Origin of the sequence: Kitasatospora purpeofusca (assembly GCF_042691725.1) — a bacterium.
In the GTDB taxonomy this organism is placed as follows: domain Bacteria; phylum Actinomycetota; class Actinomycetes; order Streptomycetales; family Streptomycetaceae; genus Kitasatospora; species Kitasatospora purpeofusca_B.
The window spans coordinates 4,950,931-4,967,686 of the sequence record NZ_CP170483.1 but is presented as its reverse complement, the minus strand read 5'-3'; the positions used below and the strand labels follow the sequence as shown (position 1 = coordinate 4,967,686).

Genomic DNA, 16,756 nt, shown 5'->3' with positions numbered 1-16,756 from the left:
CCGGGAAATCACTCAAGATCACCGGAAAAGCCCTGGTCAGCGATGGGTGGCCGCCGGCCCGTGCCCGCCCGGGTCGTCGTGGTTCTCCGGCAGCCGGCAGATGTGCTGCAGCCAGAGCGCCGCCGCGATCACGGCCGCGCCGGCCAGCACCGCGAAGCCCGCGGTGATCGCCTGGTCCTTGCGGGCCGGCACGTCCAGCTCGCCCAGCAGGTAGATCCCGGCGCCCGCGTAGACCCCGGTGACCACCGCCGAGACCAGCGCGCTGGCCTGCCCCAGCACCACCGCCCGGGCCGCGCCCAGCGGGTCCACCCGCTTCGCCCCGGGCTGCCGCTCGCGCGCCGCCTTCAGCCGCGAGCGCAGCGAGAGCGCGGTCGCGAGCAGGATCACCGCCACCGCCGCCAGCACCACCGGCGCCGCGCCCGGGACCGCGGGCAGCGTGTCCAGCGCGGCCCACAGCTTGGCGCCGGCCCAGGAGAGCGCCGTCGTGGCGGCGGTGATGCCGATCAGCAGGCGGAGGCGGAGCAGCTTCACTCGGACGGGGTCCTTTCGCGGGCGGCGCGGTACGACGGCGTCAGGCCACCGTACCGGGCCCCGGCCCGAGCGGTCCCGGACCGGGGCGGACACCTAGGGGTACGGACGGCGGCCCCGCGCGAGTTCCCCGGCCCGCGCGCGGACCCGGCCGGGCACGCTCCGGACCGCCCCCGGACCCGGCGGCCTACTCCGGCAGCGTCAGGCGGATGTCGTCGCGCCGCCGCACGCCCTGGGCGTCCGGGCCGCCGAGCGCCGCCAGCAGCTCGGCCACCGGCCCGTGCCCGGGCACCTCGGCGTCCGGCTGGGCGTCCAGCCACGGGGCGAGCACGAAGGCCCGCTCGTGCGAGCGCGGGTGCGGCAGCAGCAGCCGCGGGTCCTCGCTGACGACGCCCTCGTAGGCCAGGATGTCGACGTCCAGGGTGCGCGGGCCCCAGTGGACGGCGCGGACCCGGCCGAAGGCGTCCTCGATCGCGTTGCCGCGCTCCAGCAGGTCGTGCGGCGGCAGCGTGGTGCGGAGCACGACCACCGCGTTGTAGTAGGCCGGCTGCTCGGCGGGGCCGCCCACGGCGTCCGTCTCGTACACCGCGGAGACGGCCTTGACCTTGAGCCCGGGCGTGTCCGCGAGGGCGTCCACGGCCCCCTGGAGGGTGTCCAGGCGGTTGCCGAGGTTGGAGCCGAGGGCGATCACGGCGAAGCGCTGGCTGTGCAGGGTGGTGTCGACCGAGTCCAGCCGCTGCTCCAGGTCGAAGGCGCTCGGGGCGGCGGTCGGGTCACTTGTGGTCATCGGACTTCCCCTATGGCTGAGACGGGCCCTACGGCGGGCACCGGGCGGACGGTGCGGGTCATCCGCGGGTCCGGTGGATGGTCACGGTCACGTCGTCGAACGGCACGGTGATCGGGGCGTCCGGCTTGTGCACGATCACCTCGACCTCCTCCACCGGCTCGTGCTTCAGGCACTGGTCCGCGATCCGCTGGGCCAGCGTCTCGATCAGCTCGACCGGCTCTCCGGCGATGATCGCGGTGACCTCCTCGGCCACGATTCCGTAGTGCGCCGTACGGGTCAGGTCGTCGCCGGCGGCGGCGGGGCGGGTGTCCAGGTACAGCACCAGGTCCACCACGAAGGTCTGGCCCTCGGCCCGCTCGCGCTCGAAGACGCCGTGGTGGCCGCGGGCACGCAGGCCCCGCAGGGTGACGCGGTCCAGCAAACGAATCACTGCTCCCAGTCGGACGGGCCCCGCCCCGGAGCAGGGCCGCGGGCAGGGCGGAGACGGGCGTCGTGCCCGCCGCTGACCCATTCGAATCTACCCGCGCGCGCCGACAACACCCGACCGTCCTACCCGGCACGAACCGTCGCCACGCGCACCGGAATGGCGATTGACGTGAACGTTCGGTGACCTGCCGGGAATTCCCCGGCCGCCGCCCGGCGACATTGTCCCGCGATTTCCCGCCGCGGCCCGGAATCAGTCCTCGTCGTCCTCGTCGGCGCTGGTCAGAACGGGTGAACCGTGGTGCGACCACAGTTTCCACCCGGCCTCAGTGCGCCGGAAGAGATTCGTGGACACGACCTTTCCGCCGACCAGCGGCCCGAGCTCGCCCTCCTGTTCGGCCTCGCCGCCGGAAAGGATGTTCTCGGTGCACGTGACAAGGGCCACATCACCGTGCACCTCCGCCTCCTCGTCGGTGAGGATGAACTGGATGTACTCGGTGTTCGCCATGATCAGCATGTACGAGCGGGTCACCTGGGCCCGTCCGCGCAACACCGGCCACCCCGGGTGGACGCAGACGACGCCCCCCTTGTCGTCCGCCTCGCCGGCACCCAGCCAGGCGTCCTCCACCGCCGCGAGGTCACCGGTCTCCAGTGCCTCGTAGAGCGCCCGGTTGGCGGCCAGGACCGCCTCGCGGTCCGCCCCGCCGGCCCGTCGGCCCGCCGTCTCCCCGCTCAACCTGCCGTCACCCGCCATGACCCTCCCGTCTTCACCGACCGTCACCCCTGCCGGGCCGCGCGCTGCCAGGCCGCGACCACCCGGACGGCGTCCGCCGTGCCGGACACATCGTGCACCCGCACCGCCCAGGCGCCGGCCCGCGCCGACAGCACCGACACCGCGGCGGTGGCGTCGTCGCGCTCCCGGGCCGGGCGCAGCTCCCCGGTTTCCGGGTCGGCCAGCAGCGTACCCAGGAACCGCTTGCGCGATGCGGCGACCAGCACGGGCCGGCCGAGCGCGGTGAGCGCGTCGAGCCGGCCGAGCAGCGCCCAGTTGTGCTCGGCGGTCTTGGCGAAGCCGAGCCCCGGGTCGAGGATCAGCTGGTCCTCCTTGACCCCGGCGGCGAGCAGCGCGTCGACCCGGGCGGTGAGCTCGGCGACCACGTCGGCGACCACGTCGTCGTAGACGGCCAGCCGGTCCATGTCGGCGGACTGCCCGCGCCAGTGCATCACCACGAACGGCGCGCCGGTCTCGGCCACCACCCGGGCCATCGCCGGGTCGGCCAGGCCGCCGGAGACGTCGTTGACGACCAGCGCGCCGGCCTCGACGGCCCGCTCGGCCACCGAGGCCCGCATGGTGTCGACGGAGACCGCCACCCCGGCGGCGGCCAGCTCACGCACCACGGGGACGACCCGGCGCAGCTCCTCCTCCTCGGGGACGCGCTCCGAACCGGGACGGGTGGACTCGCCGCCGACGTCGACCAGGTCGGCGCCCCGGGCCCGCAGCGCGAGCCCGTGGGCGATCGCCTTGGCGGGATCGTGCCACAGCCCGCCGTCCGAGAAGGAGTCGGGGGTCACGTTGACCACGCCCATGACCGCGCAGCGGTCCAGCCGCGGCAGTCCGGGCGGCAGCGAGAAGGGCACCGAATTGCTCATACCCCCATTATCTGACCGTCCGCTTCCGGCCACCCGGGCCACCCCCGGGACACGCCCGCCGCCGCCCGCGCAACGCGCCCGGCCCCCGCCGGGGAGCGTCCTCGACGGGGGCCGGCACCGCGGTCACGGGGCTCAGGCGGTCACGGGGCTCAGGCGGCCTCGGTGACCGTCGGCCTGGCATCGCCCGGCAGCAGCCCCTGGCGCTGCGGCTTGCGGCCGAGACGGGGCATGCCCAGGGTGATGAAGGCCTCCGCCTGCATCGCCGCGAAGCCGATCCGGGGCAGGTCGCGGTTGTTCGGGAAGACCAGGAACCGGGGCTCCCACTCCGGCTGGAACTTCGCGTTGAACTTGTACAGCGACTCGATCTGGAACCAGCGCGACAGGAACACCAGCAGTCCGCGCCAGGCGCGCAGCACCGGTCCGGCGCCGATCCGCTCGCCGCGGGCCAGCGCCGAGCGGAACATCGCGAAGTTCAGCGACACCCGGCGCACGCCCATCGCCGGGACGGCCTGCAGCGCGGCGACGATCAGCAGCTCGTTCAGGCCCGGGTCGGCCGCCCGGTCGCGGCGCATCAGCTCCAGCGAGATGCCGTCCCGGCCCCAGGGCACGAAGTGCAGCACGGCCTTGAGGTCGTCGCCGCCCTCGCCCTCCTCCGGCGCCTTGTGGGCGGTGACCACCACGCAGTCGTCGTCGCCCGGGTCGCCGAACCGGCCGAGCGCCATCGAGAAGCCGCGCTCGGTGTCGGTGCCGCGCCAGCGGGCCGCGGCGTCGGCGATCCGCTGCTTCTCCTCCGGGCTCAGCTCGGCGACCCGGCGGACCTGGCAGGAGTAGCCGTTGCGCTCGATCCGCTTGACCATCTGGCGGACGTTGCGCATGGCCCGGCCGGCGAGCGAGAAGGTCGCGGTGTCGACGATCGCCTCGTCGCCCAGCTCCAGCGCGTCCAGCCCCGCCTCGCGGGTCCAGACCTCGCCGCCGACCTCGCTGCAGCCCATCACGGCCGGCACCCAGGCGTGCTCGCGGGCCTCGGTCATGAACACCTTGATCGCGCCGGGCCAGGCCTCGACGTCGCCGACCGGGTCACCGGAGGCGAGCATCACGCCGGAGACCACCCGGTAGGAGATCGCCGCCTTCCCGGTGGGCGAGAACAGCACGCTCTTGTCCCGGCGCAGCGCGAAGTAGCCGAGCGAGTCCCGCGCGCCGTGCCGCTCCAGCAGCGCCCGGACCTTCTCCTCGTCCTCGGCGGTCAGCTCCGGCTTCGGCTTCTCCGGCCGCAGCGCCAGGTAGGTGGTGGTGAAGGCGGTGATCAGGCCCATCGCGCCGAGCAGGTAGCCGACCAGGTCCTCGATCCGGTCCGCGTTGTAGTGCACCGGGCCCTCGAAGCCGAAGAGCCCGTAGACCACGTGCTCCAGCCGCTGGTACAGCCCCGGGTCGCCCAGCTCGTACTTGGTCCGGGTGCTGACGATCAGCAGGCCGAGCAGGATGCTGAAGGCCCCCAGCACGACCAGGTTGACCACGGCGCGCCAGCGGGTGCGCGGGTCCGCCTTGGCGTAGAACTCGCGCCGGTGCACCAGCATGACCCCGAACAGCACCAGTGAGACGACCGCCGGGCCGAGCTGGTGCCAGCGCAGCAGGTGCAGCGCCGCGCCGATCGGCAGCAGCACGCACACCGCGCGCCAGGCACGCCGCTTGCGCCGGCGCAGCGCGTGCGCGAGGAGCACCAGCAGCAGGCCGATCATCAGGGTGCCGGCGGCGGCCAGCGTGGTGGTGCCGCCGGGCAGCTGTCCGGCGAAGGTGTGCACCTTGGTGTGCCGGAGCTTGGGGAACACCGCGCTGGCGATGTCCACCAGTCCGATCAGCAGACAGGCGTAGCCGACCGCGCCGGGGAGCCAGGCCCTCGGAACGGCGGCCGCTTGGGTACGCAGCGTCTGCAGGCCGCGACGACGCGGCGGCTGCTCGGGGCTCGGCTCAACGGACACGGGAACGCTCATGGGGGTTCAGCGTAGAGGTTGTGGAGGGGTGTCCGGTCACTCCCGGGCGGGAGCCGTGATGGACCTTCATTCCTTTTCCTTCATCGAGCAATGCGCACACCAAGGAACCGGCAACGAAGGGTAAACCGGCGCCCTTGGGGCACTGCGAATTGAGCCGAGGGGTGGGCGCCGGAGCCCCCCGCCGCGTGGCGCGACGGGCCCCCGCGTACGTCCTACGTACGGTGGACGCCGCATTTTGGGGCGTCGGTTGCGTGCGAGCGCCGTCGGCCTCCCGGGCTCTCCCGGCGTCCGGACAGCCTAGCCGCGGTGGCCGGGGCTGACGGACCACCAGACGATGAAGCCTGCACCGACAGTGTCCCACCGGAAGGCCGACGGTATGGAACTGACCAGCGACGCACTGATGAACTCGCTGCTCGCCCTGGGCGCGGCGGCGCTCCTCACCACCCTCTGGATCTGGCCCAGGCTGGCCCGGCAGCGGCCACTGCCGGTGCTCGGCCGGGTGGGACTGCTGACGGTGACTCAGGCCTCGGTGCTCGCGGTGCTGGCGCTCAGCGTCAACAACTCGTTCGGGTTCTACACCTCATGGGACGACCTGCTCAGCCCCGGCGGCACCAAGCTCGCCCTCACCAGCAGCGAGAACCACCGGGGCGGCGCGCCGGCCGACGACGCCCTGCTGGAGCCGACCAACGAGGGCGGCATGGAGACCGTCGCAGACCTGCCCAAAGGGGCGCCCGAGGAGGTCGGCAAGGTCGAGTCGGTCCGGATCACCGGCAAGGAGACCGGACTGTCCGACCAGATGTTCGTCTACCTGCCGCCGGAGTACTTCGACCCGAAGCTCGGCCTGACCCGCTTCCCGGTGCTGCTGGCCATCGCCGGCTACCCCGGCACCACCCTCAACCTGATGAAGGACCTGCCGGTCATCCAGACCGCCGCGGAGCTCCAGCGCTCCGGGAGGATGCAGCCGGCCATCGTGGTGCTGGCCCGCCCGACCCTCACCCCGCCGCGCAACACCGAGTGCGTGGACGTCGTCGGCGGGCCGCGCACCGAGACCTGGTTCACCAAGGACGTCCCGGAGGCGCTGCGCTCCGCGTACCGGATCGGCCGCTCCCCCGCCTCCTGGGGCGTCTTCGGCTACTCGACCGGCGGCAGCTGCGCGCTGCGGCTGGCGATGCGCTTCCCGACCGTCTTCGGCAGCACGGGCGGGCTGCACGCCGACTTCAAGGTCAACGAGGACCAGTTCACCGGCGGCAGCCTGTTCGGCGGGGACCGGGCGCTCGCCGAGCAGAGCGACCTCACCTGGCGGCTGCAGAACCTGCCCGCCCCCGCGCTGTCGATGCTGGTGGTCTCCACCCGCAAGGAGGGCGACTACCCGCAGACCGTCCAGTTCGTCGAGCTGGCCCAGCAGGTCGCCGCCGCCAATCCGCAGTTCCAGGCCGAGTCGATGTACCTGGACGACGGCGGCCACAACTTCGAGAGCTGGGTGCGCGAGCTGCCCGCCTCGCTGGAGTGGATGGGCCACCACCTCGGCTGAACCCCCGAGCGCCCCCAGGAGGGTGAATACCGGCCGGTCGGGCACGGCGCCCGCCGCCGCGGGGGGACGTATCTCGACCGCCCCGGCCGAACGACGGCCGGCGCCGCCCCGGATCCGGGCAGGAGGACCCATGCTCAGCACCCGATCGCTCTTCGACGAGATCTACCGGAACGACGAGGCCTACCAACTGTTCTGCAGCATCGCCGCCGGCGGCGAGGACCAGGGCGGGTGGGAGAACGAGCGGATCACCGAGCTCACCCGCGACCCGGTGCTCGCTCCGAAGATCGCCCGGCACGGCGCCGACGAGCGCAAGCACGGCCGGATCTTCGCCCAGCTGCTCCACAAGCGCGGCCTGCCGAAGGTCGACGTGCCCGCCGAGGCCGACTACTGCATGCTGCTGGAGCGCCAGGGCGTCGGCCTCGCCCACGAGCGGCTGACCACCGCGGTCCCGCTGACCGACCGCGAGATCATCACCTACCTGGCGCACAGCCGGGTCACCGAGCAGCGCGCGGCCGAGCAGATGCGCCAGCTCGTCAGGGCGTACGGGGACAACCCCGACCTCGGCCGGGCGATGCGGATGATCTCGGCGGACGAGGACAACCACCTCGCCTACTGCCACGAGGAGCTGCTGCGGCTGGCCGCCGAGGGCCACGGGCCGTACATCCGGCACGTGCTGGAGACCAGCGCCCGCGGCGAGATCCGCACCCACCGGGACGTCGGCCTCGCGGTGACGTCCCGGATGGCGAGGATCCTCGGGTGGTCGCGCTGGCAGCGGGCCGCGGTCGCGGCCGGGGTGCACGCGCTCTACCTGTACGACCTGCTGTACGGCTGGCGGCGGATGGTGCGGCTGCGGACGCCCGCGCGCCGCAACGCGCTGGGCGACCCGGCGCCGCCGCACACCGAGCCCGAGCACGAGCCCGAGCACGAGCCGATCTGACCGGCCCGCGCCCGTCCGGACCGGCGGGGCCGCCGCGACCCGGTCAGCGCCCGATGATGAGGCTCATCGCCTCGGCCCGGGTCGCCGGGTCGCGCAGCTGCCCGCGCACGCAGGAGGTGATGGTCTTGGCACCGGGCTTGCGGATGCCGCGCATCGACATGCACATGTGCTCGCACTCGACCACCACGATCGCCCCGCGCGGCTCCAGGATCCGCATCAGCGCGTCGGCGACCTGGCTGGTGAGCCGCTCCTGCACCTGCGGCCGGCGGGCGTAGACGTCGACCAGCCGGGCCAGCTTGGACAGGCCGGTGATCTTGCCGCTGGTGGACGGGATGTACCCGACGTGCGCGACGCCCCGGAACGGCACCAGGTGGTGCTCGCAGACCGAGGTCAGCTCGATGTCCTTGACCAGCACCATCTCGTCGTGGCCGAGGTCGAAGGTGGTGGTCAGGACGTCCTCGGGCTCCTGCCAGAGCCCCGCGAATATCTCCTTGTAGGCCCGCGCCACCCGGGCCGGCGTCTCCAGCAGGCCCTCACGGTCCGGGTCCTCCCCGACGGCCAGCAGCAGCTCGCGGATCGCGTTCTCGGCGCGCTTCTGGTCGAAGGTGCCGACGGCGGGCGGACCGTCGAGCGTCACCGGGTCGATCATGCGGGCCTCGCTAACTGGTTGACGAACAAGGGTTGAACAGCACGGATGCCGCGCCTCCAGGGTACAAACCCCGGTGACGCGGCATCCATTCCGTCGGGTGCCGGAGCTCCCGTCAGTCCTCGGTCGGCGGATCGACCGGCAGCGGCGGGAGCTTCACCACGTCGGCCGGAGCGGCCTCGGCGGTGGCGGCGGCGCCGTTGGTGAGCGCCAGCTCCTTGGGCGACTGCACCGGCGGGCGGGTGGACGGCGTCCGACGGGCGGAGCCGGTCCACGCCGGACGGGCCGGGCGCTTGACGATCGGGGCGAAGACCTCGGCGATCTGCTCCTTGTTGAGGGTCTCCTTCTCCAGGAGCTCCAGAACCAGGTTGTCGAGCACGTCGCGGTTCTCGACCAGGATCTCCCAGGCCTCGTTGTGCGCGGACTCGATGAGCTTCTTGACCTCCTCGTCGACCAGCCCGGCGACCTCCTCCGAGTAGTCGCGCTGGTGACCCATCTCACGGCCCAGGAACGGCTCCGAGTTGTCGTTGCCGAACTTGATCGCGCCCAGCCGCTCGGTCATGCCGTACTGGGTGACCATGGCCCGCGCGGTGGCGGTGGCCTTCTCGATGTCGTTCGAGGCACCGGTGGTCGGGTCGTGGAAGACCAGCTCCTCCGCCGCGCGCCCGCCCAGCATGTACGCCAGCTGGTCGAGCATCTCGTTGCGGGTGGTGGAGTACTTGTCCTCCTCCGGCAGCACCATGGTGTAGCCGAGGGCCCGGCCGCGGGACAGGATGGTGATCTTGTGCACCGGGTCGCTGTACTGGCAGGCCGCCGCCACCAGGGCGTGACCGCCCTCGTGGTACGCGGTGATCTTCTTCTCCTTGTCGGACATGATCCGCGTGCGCTTCTGCGGACCCGCCACGACGCGGTCGATCGCCTCGTCCAGGATGTAGTTGTCGATCAGCTTCTTGTCCGAGCGGGCGGTCAGCAGGGCCGCCTCGTTCAGGACGTTCGACAGATCGGCACCGGTGAAGCCGGGGGTGCGCTTGGCGACGGCCGAGAGGTCGACGTCGGGCGCGATCGGCTTGCCCTTCTGGTGCACCTTGAGGATGTCCAGACGGCCCTGGAGGTCGGGGCGCTCGACCGCGATCTGACGGTCGAAACGGCCCGGGCGCAGCAGCGCCGGGTCCAGGATGTCCGGGCGGTTGGTGGCCGCGATCAGGATGACGCCGCCCTTGACGTCGAAGCCGTCCATCTCGACCAGCAGCTGGTTGAGGGTCTGCTCGCGCTCGTCGTGGCCGCCGCCGAGGCCCGCGCCGCGGTGCCGGCCGACGGCGTCGATCTCGTCGACGAAGACGATCGCCGGGGCGTTCGCCTTGGCCTGCTCGAAGAGGTCGCGGACGCGGCTGGCGCCGACACCGACGAACATCTCGACGAAGTCCGAACCCGAGATCGAGTAGAACGGCACGCCGGCCTCGCCCGCGACGGCGCGCGCCAGCAGGGTCTTGCCGGTACCGGGCGGGCCGTACAGCAGCACGCCCTTGGGGATCTTGGCGCCGACGGCCTGGAACTTGGCCGGCTCCTGCAGGAACTCCTTGATCTCGTGGAGCTCCTCCACCGCCTCGTCGGCACCGGCGACGTCGGCGAAGGTGGTCTTCGGGGTGTCCTTGGTGAGCAGCTTCGCCTTGGACTTGCCGAACTGCATGACGCGCGAGCCGCCGCCCTGCATCTGGTTCATCAGGAACAGGAAGACCAGCACGATGATCACAATGGGCAGCATCGACAGCAGCAGGCTGACGAGGGTGCTCTGCTTCTCCGGGCTGACGGTGTAGCCCTCGGAGAGCGTGCTCTGGTCGTTGTCGTTGATCTGGGCCTGCAGCTTGTCGGCGATCGCGACGCCCTGGTCGCCGATGTACGAGGCCTGGAACTTGCTGCCGGACTGCGCCTTGCCGCTGCTCACGGCGGGCAGCTTGGCGCCGTCCTTCAGCTGGATCTTGATGGTGTTCGAATCACCTGTGGTGATCTGCGCCGACTTGACCTGCTTCGCGTCGATCGCTGCGACGACCTGACCGGTGTCCACCGTCTTGTAGCCGTTCGAGTCCGAAACGACCTGCATCAACACGATGACGGCGAGGACGGCCAGCACGATCCACATGATCGGCGCACGGAAGTATCGCTTGACGTCCATCCATGCGGGGCGTTGCCGCCCCGTCCCTCCTGCCACTCAACGGCGCCGCGTGGCTGTGGGCCGCCGGCGCATTCGGTTACTGCTCATGTGAAGAGCGGTTTATTGGACCGTACCGCAGTACGACCCCCATATGGCGGGAGCACGGCGATACGGCGTTCTTCTATGGTCCCCCGGATCCAACGGGCGGGAACAGGCTGCTGTTCCCGCCCGTCGTCCGAACGGGTCTCAGCCGCCGTAGACGTGCGGGGCGAGGGTGCCGATGAACGGCAGGTTGCGCAGCTTCTCCGCGTAGTCGAGGCCGTAGCCGACGACGAACTCGTTGGGGATGTCGAAGCCGACGTACTTGACGTCGATCTCGACCTTGGCGGCGTCCGGCTTGCGCAGCAGGGCGCAGACCTCCAGGGAGGCCGGGCCGCGCGAGCCCAGGTTGCCGAGCAGCCAGGACAGGGTCAGGCCGGAGTCGATGATGTCCTCGACGATCAGCACGTCGCGGCCGGCGATGTCGGTGTCGAGGTCCTTCAGGATCCGCACGACGCCGGACGACTTCGTGCCCATCCCGTACGAGGAGACGGCCATCCAGTCCATGGTGACCTGCGAGTGCAGGGTGCGGGCGAGGTCCGCCATGACCATCACGGCCCCCTTGAGGACGCCGACGATCAGCAGATCCTTGCCTGCGTAGTCCCGGTCGATGCGCTCGGCCAGCTCCAGGAGCTTGGCGTCGATCTCGTCCTTGCTGATGAGCACCTTCGCGAGGTCAGCGCCCATGTCGTTCTGGTCCACCGGGGATACGTCCTCAAACGTGTCGGGGTCTGAATGGCCGGCGGCCGGCTCCCCCGGGCATGCGCGCCCGTCAGTCGCCCTGTCGCCGAAAGACCAGCGTGCCACACCGCCGGGTCGCTTCGACGCCCCCGGGTAGGTGCAGCGGCCCCTGGCCGCGCCACCCGGTGACCAGCAGGTCGATCGTCTCGAGGTGCCGGGCGAACAGGTCCCCGGCCGGACAGCCGGCCCGCAGCGCCGCCCGGCGCAGCACCCGGCGGCGCACGGCGGGGGGCAGTTCGGCCAGCTTGACCGCGTCCAGCGCGCCCTCGCCCGTACGGATGTCGCGCTCGGCCAGCGCGGCCCACTGGTCCAGCGCGTCGGCGTCGTCGCGAAAGAGCCGGGCGGTACGGGCGAGCGCCTCGACCACGCCGCCGCCCAGGTGCTTCTCCAGCACCGGCAGCACCTCGTGGCGGACCCGGGAGCGGGTGTAGGCCGGGTCGCAGTTGTGCGGGTCGTCCCAGACCGGGATCGCCTGGGCGGAGCAGGCCTGCCGGGTGGCGGCGCGGTCCAGCTCCAGCAGCGGGCGGCGGTAGCGGCCCTTCTGGGCCGGCATGCCGGCCAGCGAGCGGGCGCCCGAGCCGCGGGCGAGGCCCAGCAGGACGGTCTCGGCCTGGTCGTCGCGGGTGTGGCCGAGCAGGACGGCGACCGCGCCGTGCCGCTCGGCGGCCTCGTCCAGCGCGGCGTAGCGGGCGTCCCGGGCGGCGGCCTCGGGCCCACCCTCGCGGCCGACCCGCACGGCGACCGCCTCGACCGGGTCCAGGCCCAGCTCGCTCAGCCGGCCGGCGACCTGGGCGGCGCGGTCGGCGGAGCCCGCCTGCAGGCCGTGGTCGACGGTGACGGCGCCGACCCGCAGACCGATCTTGGGGGCCTCGAAGGCCGCCGCGATGGCGAGCGCCATGGAGTCCGCGCCGCCGCTGACGGCGACCAGGACCAGCGGGGAGCCGGGCGCGGCGGGGGTGCGGGGCAGCCCGGACGGGTGGCGGTGGGCGTTGCCGATCAGCGTGGTGCCGACGGCGGCGGACAGCGCGGCGGGCAGCGGGGCTGCGGCGGGCAGCGGCACGCCGCCGGTGCGCTCGCGCGGCTCCCGGGCGGGTGCGGTGAAGGTGGAACCTACCTCGGCGACGAGGTCGGTGAGGGTGCGGCGAACGGCCAGGCGTATCGCGGCGACAGCGGGGTGAGGGCCCACGGCGACGACTCCTCGCGGAGGGGGGACAGGACGGCGGTGGGCGCGGCGGGGGACCGCGCATCCGTGCGCGCCCTGTTACCGGGCGCTCACAGATGGTGGCAGAAAGGAGACACCCGCTACGCCACCCGCGCCACCGGTACGACCACCGTCCCACGTTCGGGTGAATGAAGAAACGTATCTTCACCCGCCATGTGCACGACTGGACCACCCGTACGAACGGGTTTGAGCGCGCCCCTCCCCCGATTCACCGCACGACGCGGGCCACCCAGGCGGCGGGGTCGTGGATCTCCTCCTTGGTCGGCAGGGTGTTCGGCGAGGTCCAGACCCGGTTGAAGCCCTCCATGCCGACCTGCTCGACCACGCCCCGGACGAAGACCGCGCCGTCCTGGTACTGGCGGAGCTTGGCGTCCATGCCGAGCAGCCGGCGCAGCACCAGGTCCAGCCGGTTGGCGCCGCGGTCCCGGCGCTGCTGGAACTTCTCGCGGATCTCGGCCACGCTCGGCACCACGGCCGGGCCCACGCCGTCCATCACCACGTCCGCGTGCCCCTCCAACAGGGACATCACGGCCGTCAGCCGGCCGAGGATCTCCCGCTGGGCCGGCGACTGGACGATCTCCAGCAGGCCGGCCGACGACGCCGCGTCGCCGCCCCGGCCGCCGCCCAGGCCCGGCAGCCCGGCGCCCAGCGAGCCGGCGGCGTCGCGCAGCCGCTCCAGCAGCGCGCCCGGGTCGACGTCCGTCTCGGCGAGGAAGGACTGCACCTCGGACTGGATGTGGTCGCGCAGCCAGGGCACCGCGGTGAACTGGGTGCGGTGGGTCTCCTCGTGCAGACAGACCCAGAGCCGGAAGTCGGCCGGGTCGACGTCCAACTCCCGCTCCACGTGCACGATGTTGGGCGCCACCAGCAGCAGCCGTCCGGGGCCGGGGCCCTCGGGGCCCAGGCGGGGCTTGTCGAACAGCGCGGCCGGGCTGTCCGGCGCCTCCAGCGAGGGCTCGCCCGGGGCGAAGGTCTCGTACTGGCCGAGCACCTTGGTGGCCAGGAACGCCAGCAGCGCGCCGACCTCGATGCCGGTGGCCTTCTCCCCCACCGTGCCGAACACCGCGGAGGCCGACCCGTTCGTCCGGCGCGCCTGGAGCTTCTCCACCAGCGGCTGCACGATGGTGCGGAAGCCCGCCACGTTGGCCCGCACCCAGCCGGGCCGGTCCACGATCAGCACCGGGGTCGCGGCCGCCTCGGCCAGGCTGCTGGAGCGCATGCCGGTGAACTCCCGGACGTGCTCCTCGGCCGCCAGCGCGTGCCGGCGCAGCTCGGCGACCACCGCGGCCGCCTCGGCCCGACTCACCTCCGGCCCCGGCCGCACCAGCCGGGTCGCGGTCGCGACCGCGAGATTCCAGTCGACCATGTCGGCACCGCCGCTCGCGCTCGTCATGCCCTCACCGTACGTGCTCCCGCCCGCCGGGGGGAGCCGGAACGGCCGGTCAATGGCCGCCCGGCAACGGCCCGCCGCCCACCCGGCCGGAACGCACCCGCGCCACCCCCGCCCGAAGACCCCGCCCCGGCACGCCGAGGGGCCCGCCCGCAGCACACGAAGCCCGCCCCGGACGCGGGTTGCCCCGGCCGCACGCGCCCCGCCCCCCGGCACACGCCACCACCACGCGAAGTCCCCGCCCGGACCGGACCGCCGACCACGCCGAGGAGCCCCACCGGAGTCACCCCGCCCGCACGACCGACCCACACCGAGGCGGCCCTGCCGGAAGCACCGCAGCGGAGGCGCCTCGTATCCGGCGCGCGAAGCCCACACCCGACGCGGCCCGACGCGGCCCCACACCGAGGCACGACCACATCGGGCTCGACCCGCCCCCGGCACGCGATGCCCACACCCTGCGGGGGCACTGACCCGCCCGCACCGAGGCACGACCACAACGGGCTCACCCCACCCCCGGCGCGCGCCACCCCACGCGAAGTCCCCGCCGGGCGGCACGGCACCGGATAAGCGCGGCACGCGACGCCCACGCCCGGCTCGTGGCGGCCCACCGGCACCGCACCGGGCGTGCCGGACGAATCCGGCCCGGACCCTGTCACCGGACTCGCGCCGGCGCTCGGAAAGCGGGCCGGGCGGACCCTCCTGCTCGGGGCCGGGCGGCTCCGTGATCGAGCCGCCCGGCGGCCACGGGGTCCGGCCGGACCACCCGGGCGCAGGTCACCGGGCTCCCGTCGCCCGGAGGGCGGGCCGGGCGGACCCTGCGGCGCCTCCATGGGTGCGTGCACCGCCGGCCGGGACCATGGCGTGGCGGGGCATCTCCCGGGCGCCGGGCCAGGGGTGGTCGTCGGCGCCCGGCGGCAACGCGAGGTCGAGACACCTGTCCTGGCTAGTGGCAGCCGCAGGCGGCCAGGCGGGCCACCACGCGGTCCATCGCGGTGCGGGCGGTGTCGGCGGGGGCGGTGGTCCGAGTCATCAGGGCGAAGGAGAGCAGGCGGCCGTCGGCGTCCACGACGGTGCCCGCCAGGGTGTTGACGCCGCTCAGGCTGCCGGTCTTGGCGCGGACCAGGCCGGCCGCGTCGGCGGCGCCCGAGGCGGAGCCGAAGCGCTTGCCGAGGGTGCCGGTGAATCCGGCGATCGGCAGGCCGGTCAGCACCGGGCGCAGCGTCGGGTGCTGCGCGGAGGCGGCCAGCGCGAGCAGCTTCACCAGGACGACCGGCGGGATCGCGTTGCCGGTGTGCAGGCCGCTGCCGTCGTTGAGCACCACCCCGGTCGTCGGCACGCCGAGCCGGGCGAGTTCCTGGGTGACGGCGGTGGCGGCGCCCTCGAAGCTGGCCGGCTGGTGGGCGGCGATCGCGGCCTGCCGGGCGATCGCCTCGGCGAGGGTGTTGTCGGAGGTGGTCAGCAGCCGTTCGACCAGCCGGGCCACGGTCGGCGAGTCGACCCGGCCGAGCACGGGCGCGTCGGCGGCGGCCGGGGCGGTGACCTGCTTCGCCTTGCCCTGGACGGTGATGCCCTGGGCCTTGAGCAGGTTGGCGAAGGCGTCGGCCGCCGCCAGGGCCGGGTCACCGACGCGGGCGGGCGCGTCCTCGCGGCTCTTCGGGTCGACCTTGCCCTCGTCGACCATCAGCGGCGTCACGGCGGCGATGTTCTCGCCGTCGTGGTTCTTGTGCAGCAGGGCGCCGGTGTAGAGGGAGACGTCGTAGTCGAGCGCGACGGTGGTGGTGCCCGCGGTCTTCAGCGCGGCGGCGGTCTGCCGGGCCAGCGCGTCCAGCGAGGCGGGGGCGGTGTCCGGGTCGGCGGGGACGCCGCCGATCTGCACCTGGTCGGCGGGCAGCCCGGTCAGCGTCGGATCGCCACCACCCACGAGGGTGATCCCGCCGGTGGCCGCGTTCTTGACGACCCTGGTGGTCAGCCGGGTGTCACCGGGGATCAGCGACAGGGCCGCGATCGAGGTGGCCAGCTTGGTGGTGGACGCCGGGGTGGCGGCGGTGTTCTCACCGTTTCCGTAGAGGAGTTGGCCGTCGGCGGCGTCCGCGACGGCGAGGCCGACGGTGCCGAGGTTCTTGTCGGCGAGCACGGCGGCGAGCGCCTGCTGAAGGCCCTGGGCGGTGGGCAGGCCGGTGTCCGCTCCCGCCCCGGCGGCGGCCAGCACCGTCCCGACGGGCGCCGGGTGGGCGGCCCCGGTGGACTTGGCGGCGGGCGGGGCCGTGGCGGGACCGGTGGTGCCGGTGGGGCCCGCCGCACCGGTGGCGGGCGTGGTGCCGGTGGCGCTCGCGGACGGGTGGGGCGACTCGCCGCCCCGGTGGCCCGGCCGGTTGCCGTTCCGGTCGCCCTTGTCCCCCTTGTCGCCCCTGCCGTCGTCCCGCCGGCCGTTGCCCTCGTCCTCGTCCCCCTGGGCGTTCCCGGCGGTCCGGCCGCCCTGCGAGGCCGATCCGGTCGGCGTCGGGGACGGCTGCGCGTGCGCACCGCCCGTGCCGAGCACCGTTCCGGCGACCAGCAACGCCGCCCCGAACAGCCCGGCGGCCGTCCCCCCACGTCGGTCCCCCGACCCAGCCCCTGCTCGCACCGACCCGGCCCCTTTCCTGAGCACTCACTCCCGTAGGAGACA

At 73.4% G+C, this 16,756-nt stretch carries 14 protein-coding genes; 2 read left to right on the top strand and 12 right to left on the bottom strand.

Annotation, left to right across the window (positions count from 1 at the left end):
* Nucleotides 1-36: 36 nt before the first annotated feature.
* The 6 genes from ACFCLZ_RS21125 to ACFCLZ_RS21100 form a co-directional block, all read right to left on the bottom strand.
* On the bottom strand, nt 37-531 hold the full coding sequence (locus ACFCLZ_RS21125) for a DUF3180 domain-containing protein (protein ID WP_380278214.1): 495 nt from the start codon (nt 529-531) through the stop codon (nt 37-39).
* 184 nt (nt 532-715) lie between these two features.
* Nucleotides 716-1,315 (bottom strand): 2-amino-4-hydroxy-6-hydroxymethyldihydropteridine diphosphokinase, encoded by a 600-nt coding sequence (gene folK, locus ACFCLZ_RS21120; protein ID WP_380278212.1) that lies wholly within the window; start codon nt 1,313-1,315, stop codon nt 716-718.
* Nucleotides 1,316-1,373: 58 nt separating this feature from the next.
* Nucleotides 1,374-1,733 (bottom strand): dihydroneopterin aldolase, encoded by a 360-nt coding sequence (folB, locus tag ACFCLZ_RS21115; RefSeq protein ID WP_380286229.1) that lies wholly within the window; start codon nt 1,731-1,733, stop codon nt 1,374-1,376.
* A gap of 258 nt (nt 1,734-1,991) precedes the next feature.
* Nucleotides 1,992-2,474 (bottom strand): nuclear transport factor 2 family protein, encoded by a 483-nt coding sequence (locus tag ACFCLZ_RS21110; RefSeq protein WP_380278210.1) that lies wholly within the window; start codon nt 2,472-2,474, stop codon nt 1,992-1,994.
* A 41-nt stretch (nt 2,475-2,515) separates the two neighbouring features.
* A complete protein-coding gene (gene folP, locus ACFCLZ_RS21105) occupies nt 2,516-3,388 on the bottom strand; it encodes a dihydropteroate synthase (protein WP_380278208.1) in 873 nt (290 codons plus the stop codon).
* Nucleotides 3,389-3,537: 149 nt separating this feature from the next.
* A complete protein-coding gene (locus ACFCLZ_RS21100; protein ID WP_380278206.1) occupies nt 3,538-5,376 on the bottom strand; it encodes a phosphatidylglycerol lysyltransferase domain-containing protein in 1,839 nt (612 codons plus the stop codon).
* A 376-nt stretch (nt 5,377-5,752) separates the two neighbouring features.
* Here ACFCLZ_RS21100 and ACFCLZ_RS21095 point away from each other — a divergent pair, with 376 nt between their 5' ends.
* Both ACFCLZ_RS21095 and ACFCLZ_RS21090 read left to right on the top strand, forming a co-directional pair.
* Nucleotides 5,753-6,907: an alpha/beta hydrolase gene (locus tag ACFCLZ_RS21095; RefSeq protein WP_380278204.1), complete on the top strand. Its 1,155-nt coding sequence runs from the start codon at nt 5,753-5,755 to the stop codon at nt 6,905-6,907.
* A gap of 130 nt (nt 6,908-7,037) precedes the next feature.
* Nucleotides 7,038-7,844 carry a ferritin-like domain-containing protein gene (locus ACFCLZ_RS21090; protein WP_380278202.1) on the top strand — a complete coding sequence of 269 codons (807 nt, stop codon included), beginning with the start codon at nt 7,038-7,040 and terminating at the stop codon, nt 7,842-7,844.
* Between the two features lie 43 nt (nt 7,845-7,887).
* Here ACFCLZ_RS21090 and folE read toward each other — a convergent pair whose 3' ends face one another.
* From folE to dacB, 6 genes are all read right to left on the bottom strand, one after another.
* Nucleotides 7,888-8,493: a GTP cyclohydrolase I FolE gene (folE, locus tag ACFCLZ_RS21085; RefSeq protein WP_030309924.1), complete on the bottom strand. Its 606-nt coding sequence runs from the start codon at nt 8,491-8,493 to the stop codon at nt 7,888-7,890.
* Between the two features lie 112 nt (nt 8,494-8,605).
* Nucleotides 8,606-10,660, bottom strand: a complete 2,055-nt coding sequence (ftsH, locus tag ACFCLZ_RS21080; protein ID WP_380278200.1) for an ATP-dependent zinc metalloprotease FtsH — start codon at nt 10,658-10,660, stop codon at nt 8,606-8,608.
* Nucleotides 10,661-10,885: 225 nt separating this feature from the next.
* Nucleotides 10,886-11,440 (bottom strand): hypoxanthine phosphoribosyltransferase, encoded by a 555-nt coding sequence (gene hpt / locus ACFCLZ_RS21075; protein ID WP_049654051.1) that lies wholly within the window; start codon nt 11,438-11,440, stop codon nt 10,886-10,888.
* A 70-nt stretch (nt 11,441-11,510) separates the two neighbouring features.
* Nucleotides 11,511-12,665 carry a tRNA lysidine(34) synthetase TilS gene (gene tilS, locus ACFCLZ_RS21070; RefSeq protein WP_380278197.1) on the bottom strand — a complete coding sequence of 385 codons (1,155 nt, stop codon included), beginning with the start codon at nt 12,663-12,665 and terminating at the stop codon, nt 11,511-11,513.
* A gap of 244 nt (nt 12,666-12,909) precedes the next feature.
* Nucleotides 12,910-14,094 (bottom strand): zinc-dependent metalloprotease, encoded by a 1,185-nt coding sequence (locus ACFCLZ_RS21065; protein WP_380278195.1) that lies wholly within the window; start codon nt 14,092-14,094, stop codon nt 12,910-12,912.
* A 940-nt stretch (nt 14,095-15,034) separates the two neighbouring features.
* The gene (gene dacB, locus ACFCLZ_RS21060; RefSeq protein WP_380278194.1) at nt 15,035-16,714 is read right to left on the bottom strand and encodes a D-alanyl-D-alanine carboxypeptidase/D-alanyl-D-alanine-endopeptidase; all 1,680 of its coding nucleotides are present in this window, start codon (nt 16,712-16,714) and stop codon (nt 15,035-15,037) included.
* Between the last annotated feature and the right edge of the window lie 42 nt (nt 16,715-16,756).

What these genes read in the sequence shown, in the direction of transcription:
- ACFCLZ_RS21095 (WP_380278204.1), top strand. Translation starts at nt 5,753, where the DNA reads ATGGAACTGACCAGCGACGCACTGATGAACTCGCTGCTCGCCCTGGGC.
- ACFCLZ_RS21100 (WP_380278206.1), bottom strand. Translation starts at nt 5,376, where the DNA reads ATGAGCGTTCCCGTGTCCGTTGAGCCGAGCCCCGAGCAGCCGCCGCGT.
- ACFCLZ_RS21065 (WP_380278195.1), bottom strand. Translation starts at nt 14,094, where the DNA reads ATGACGAGCGCGAGCGGCGGTGCCGACATGGTCGACTGGAATCTCGCG.
- folE (WP_030309924.1), bottom strand. Translation starts at nt 8,493, where the DNA reads ATGATCGACCCGGTGACGCTCGACGGTCCGCCCGCCGTCGGCACCTTC.
- folP (WP_380278208.1), bottom strand. Translation starts at nt 3,388, where the DNA reads ATGAGCAATTCGGTGCCCTTCTCGCTGCCGCCCGGACTGCCGCGGCTG.
- folK (WP_380278212.1), bottom strand. Translation starts at nt 1,315, where the DNA reads ATGACCACAAGTGACCCGACCGCCGCCCCGAGCGCCTTCGACCTGGAG.
- ftsH (WP_380278200.1), bottom strand. Translation starts at nt 10,660, where the DNA reads ATGGACGTCAAGCGATACTTCCGTGCGCCGATCATGTGGATCGTGCTG.
- ACFCLZ_RS21090 (WP_380278202.1), top strand. Translation starts at nt 7,038, where the DNA reads ATGCTCAGCACCCGATCGCTCTTCGACGAGATCTACCGGAACGACGAG.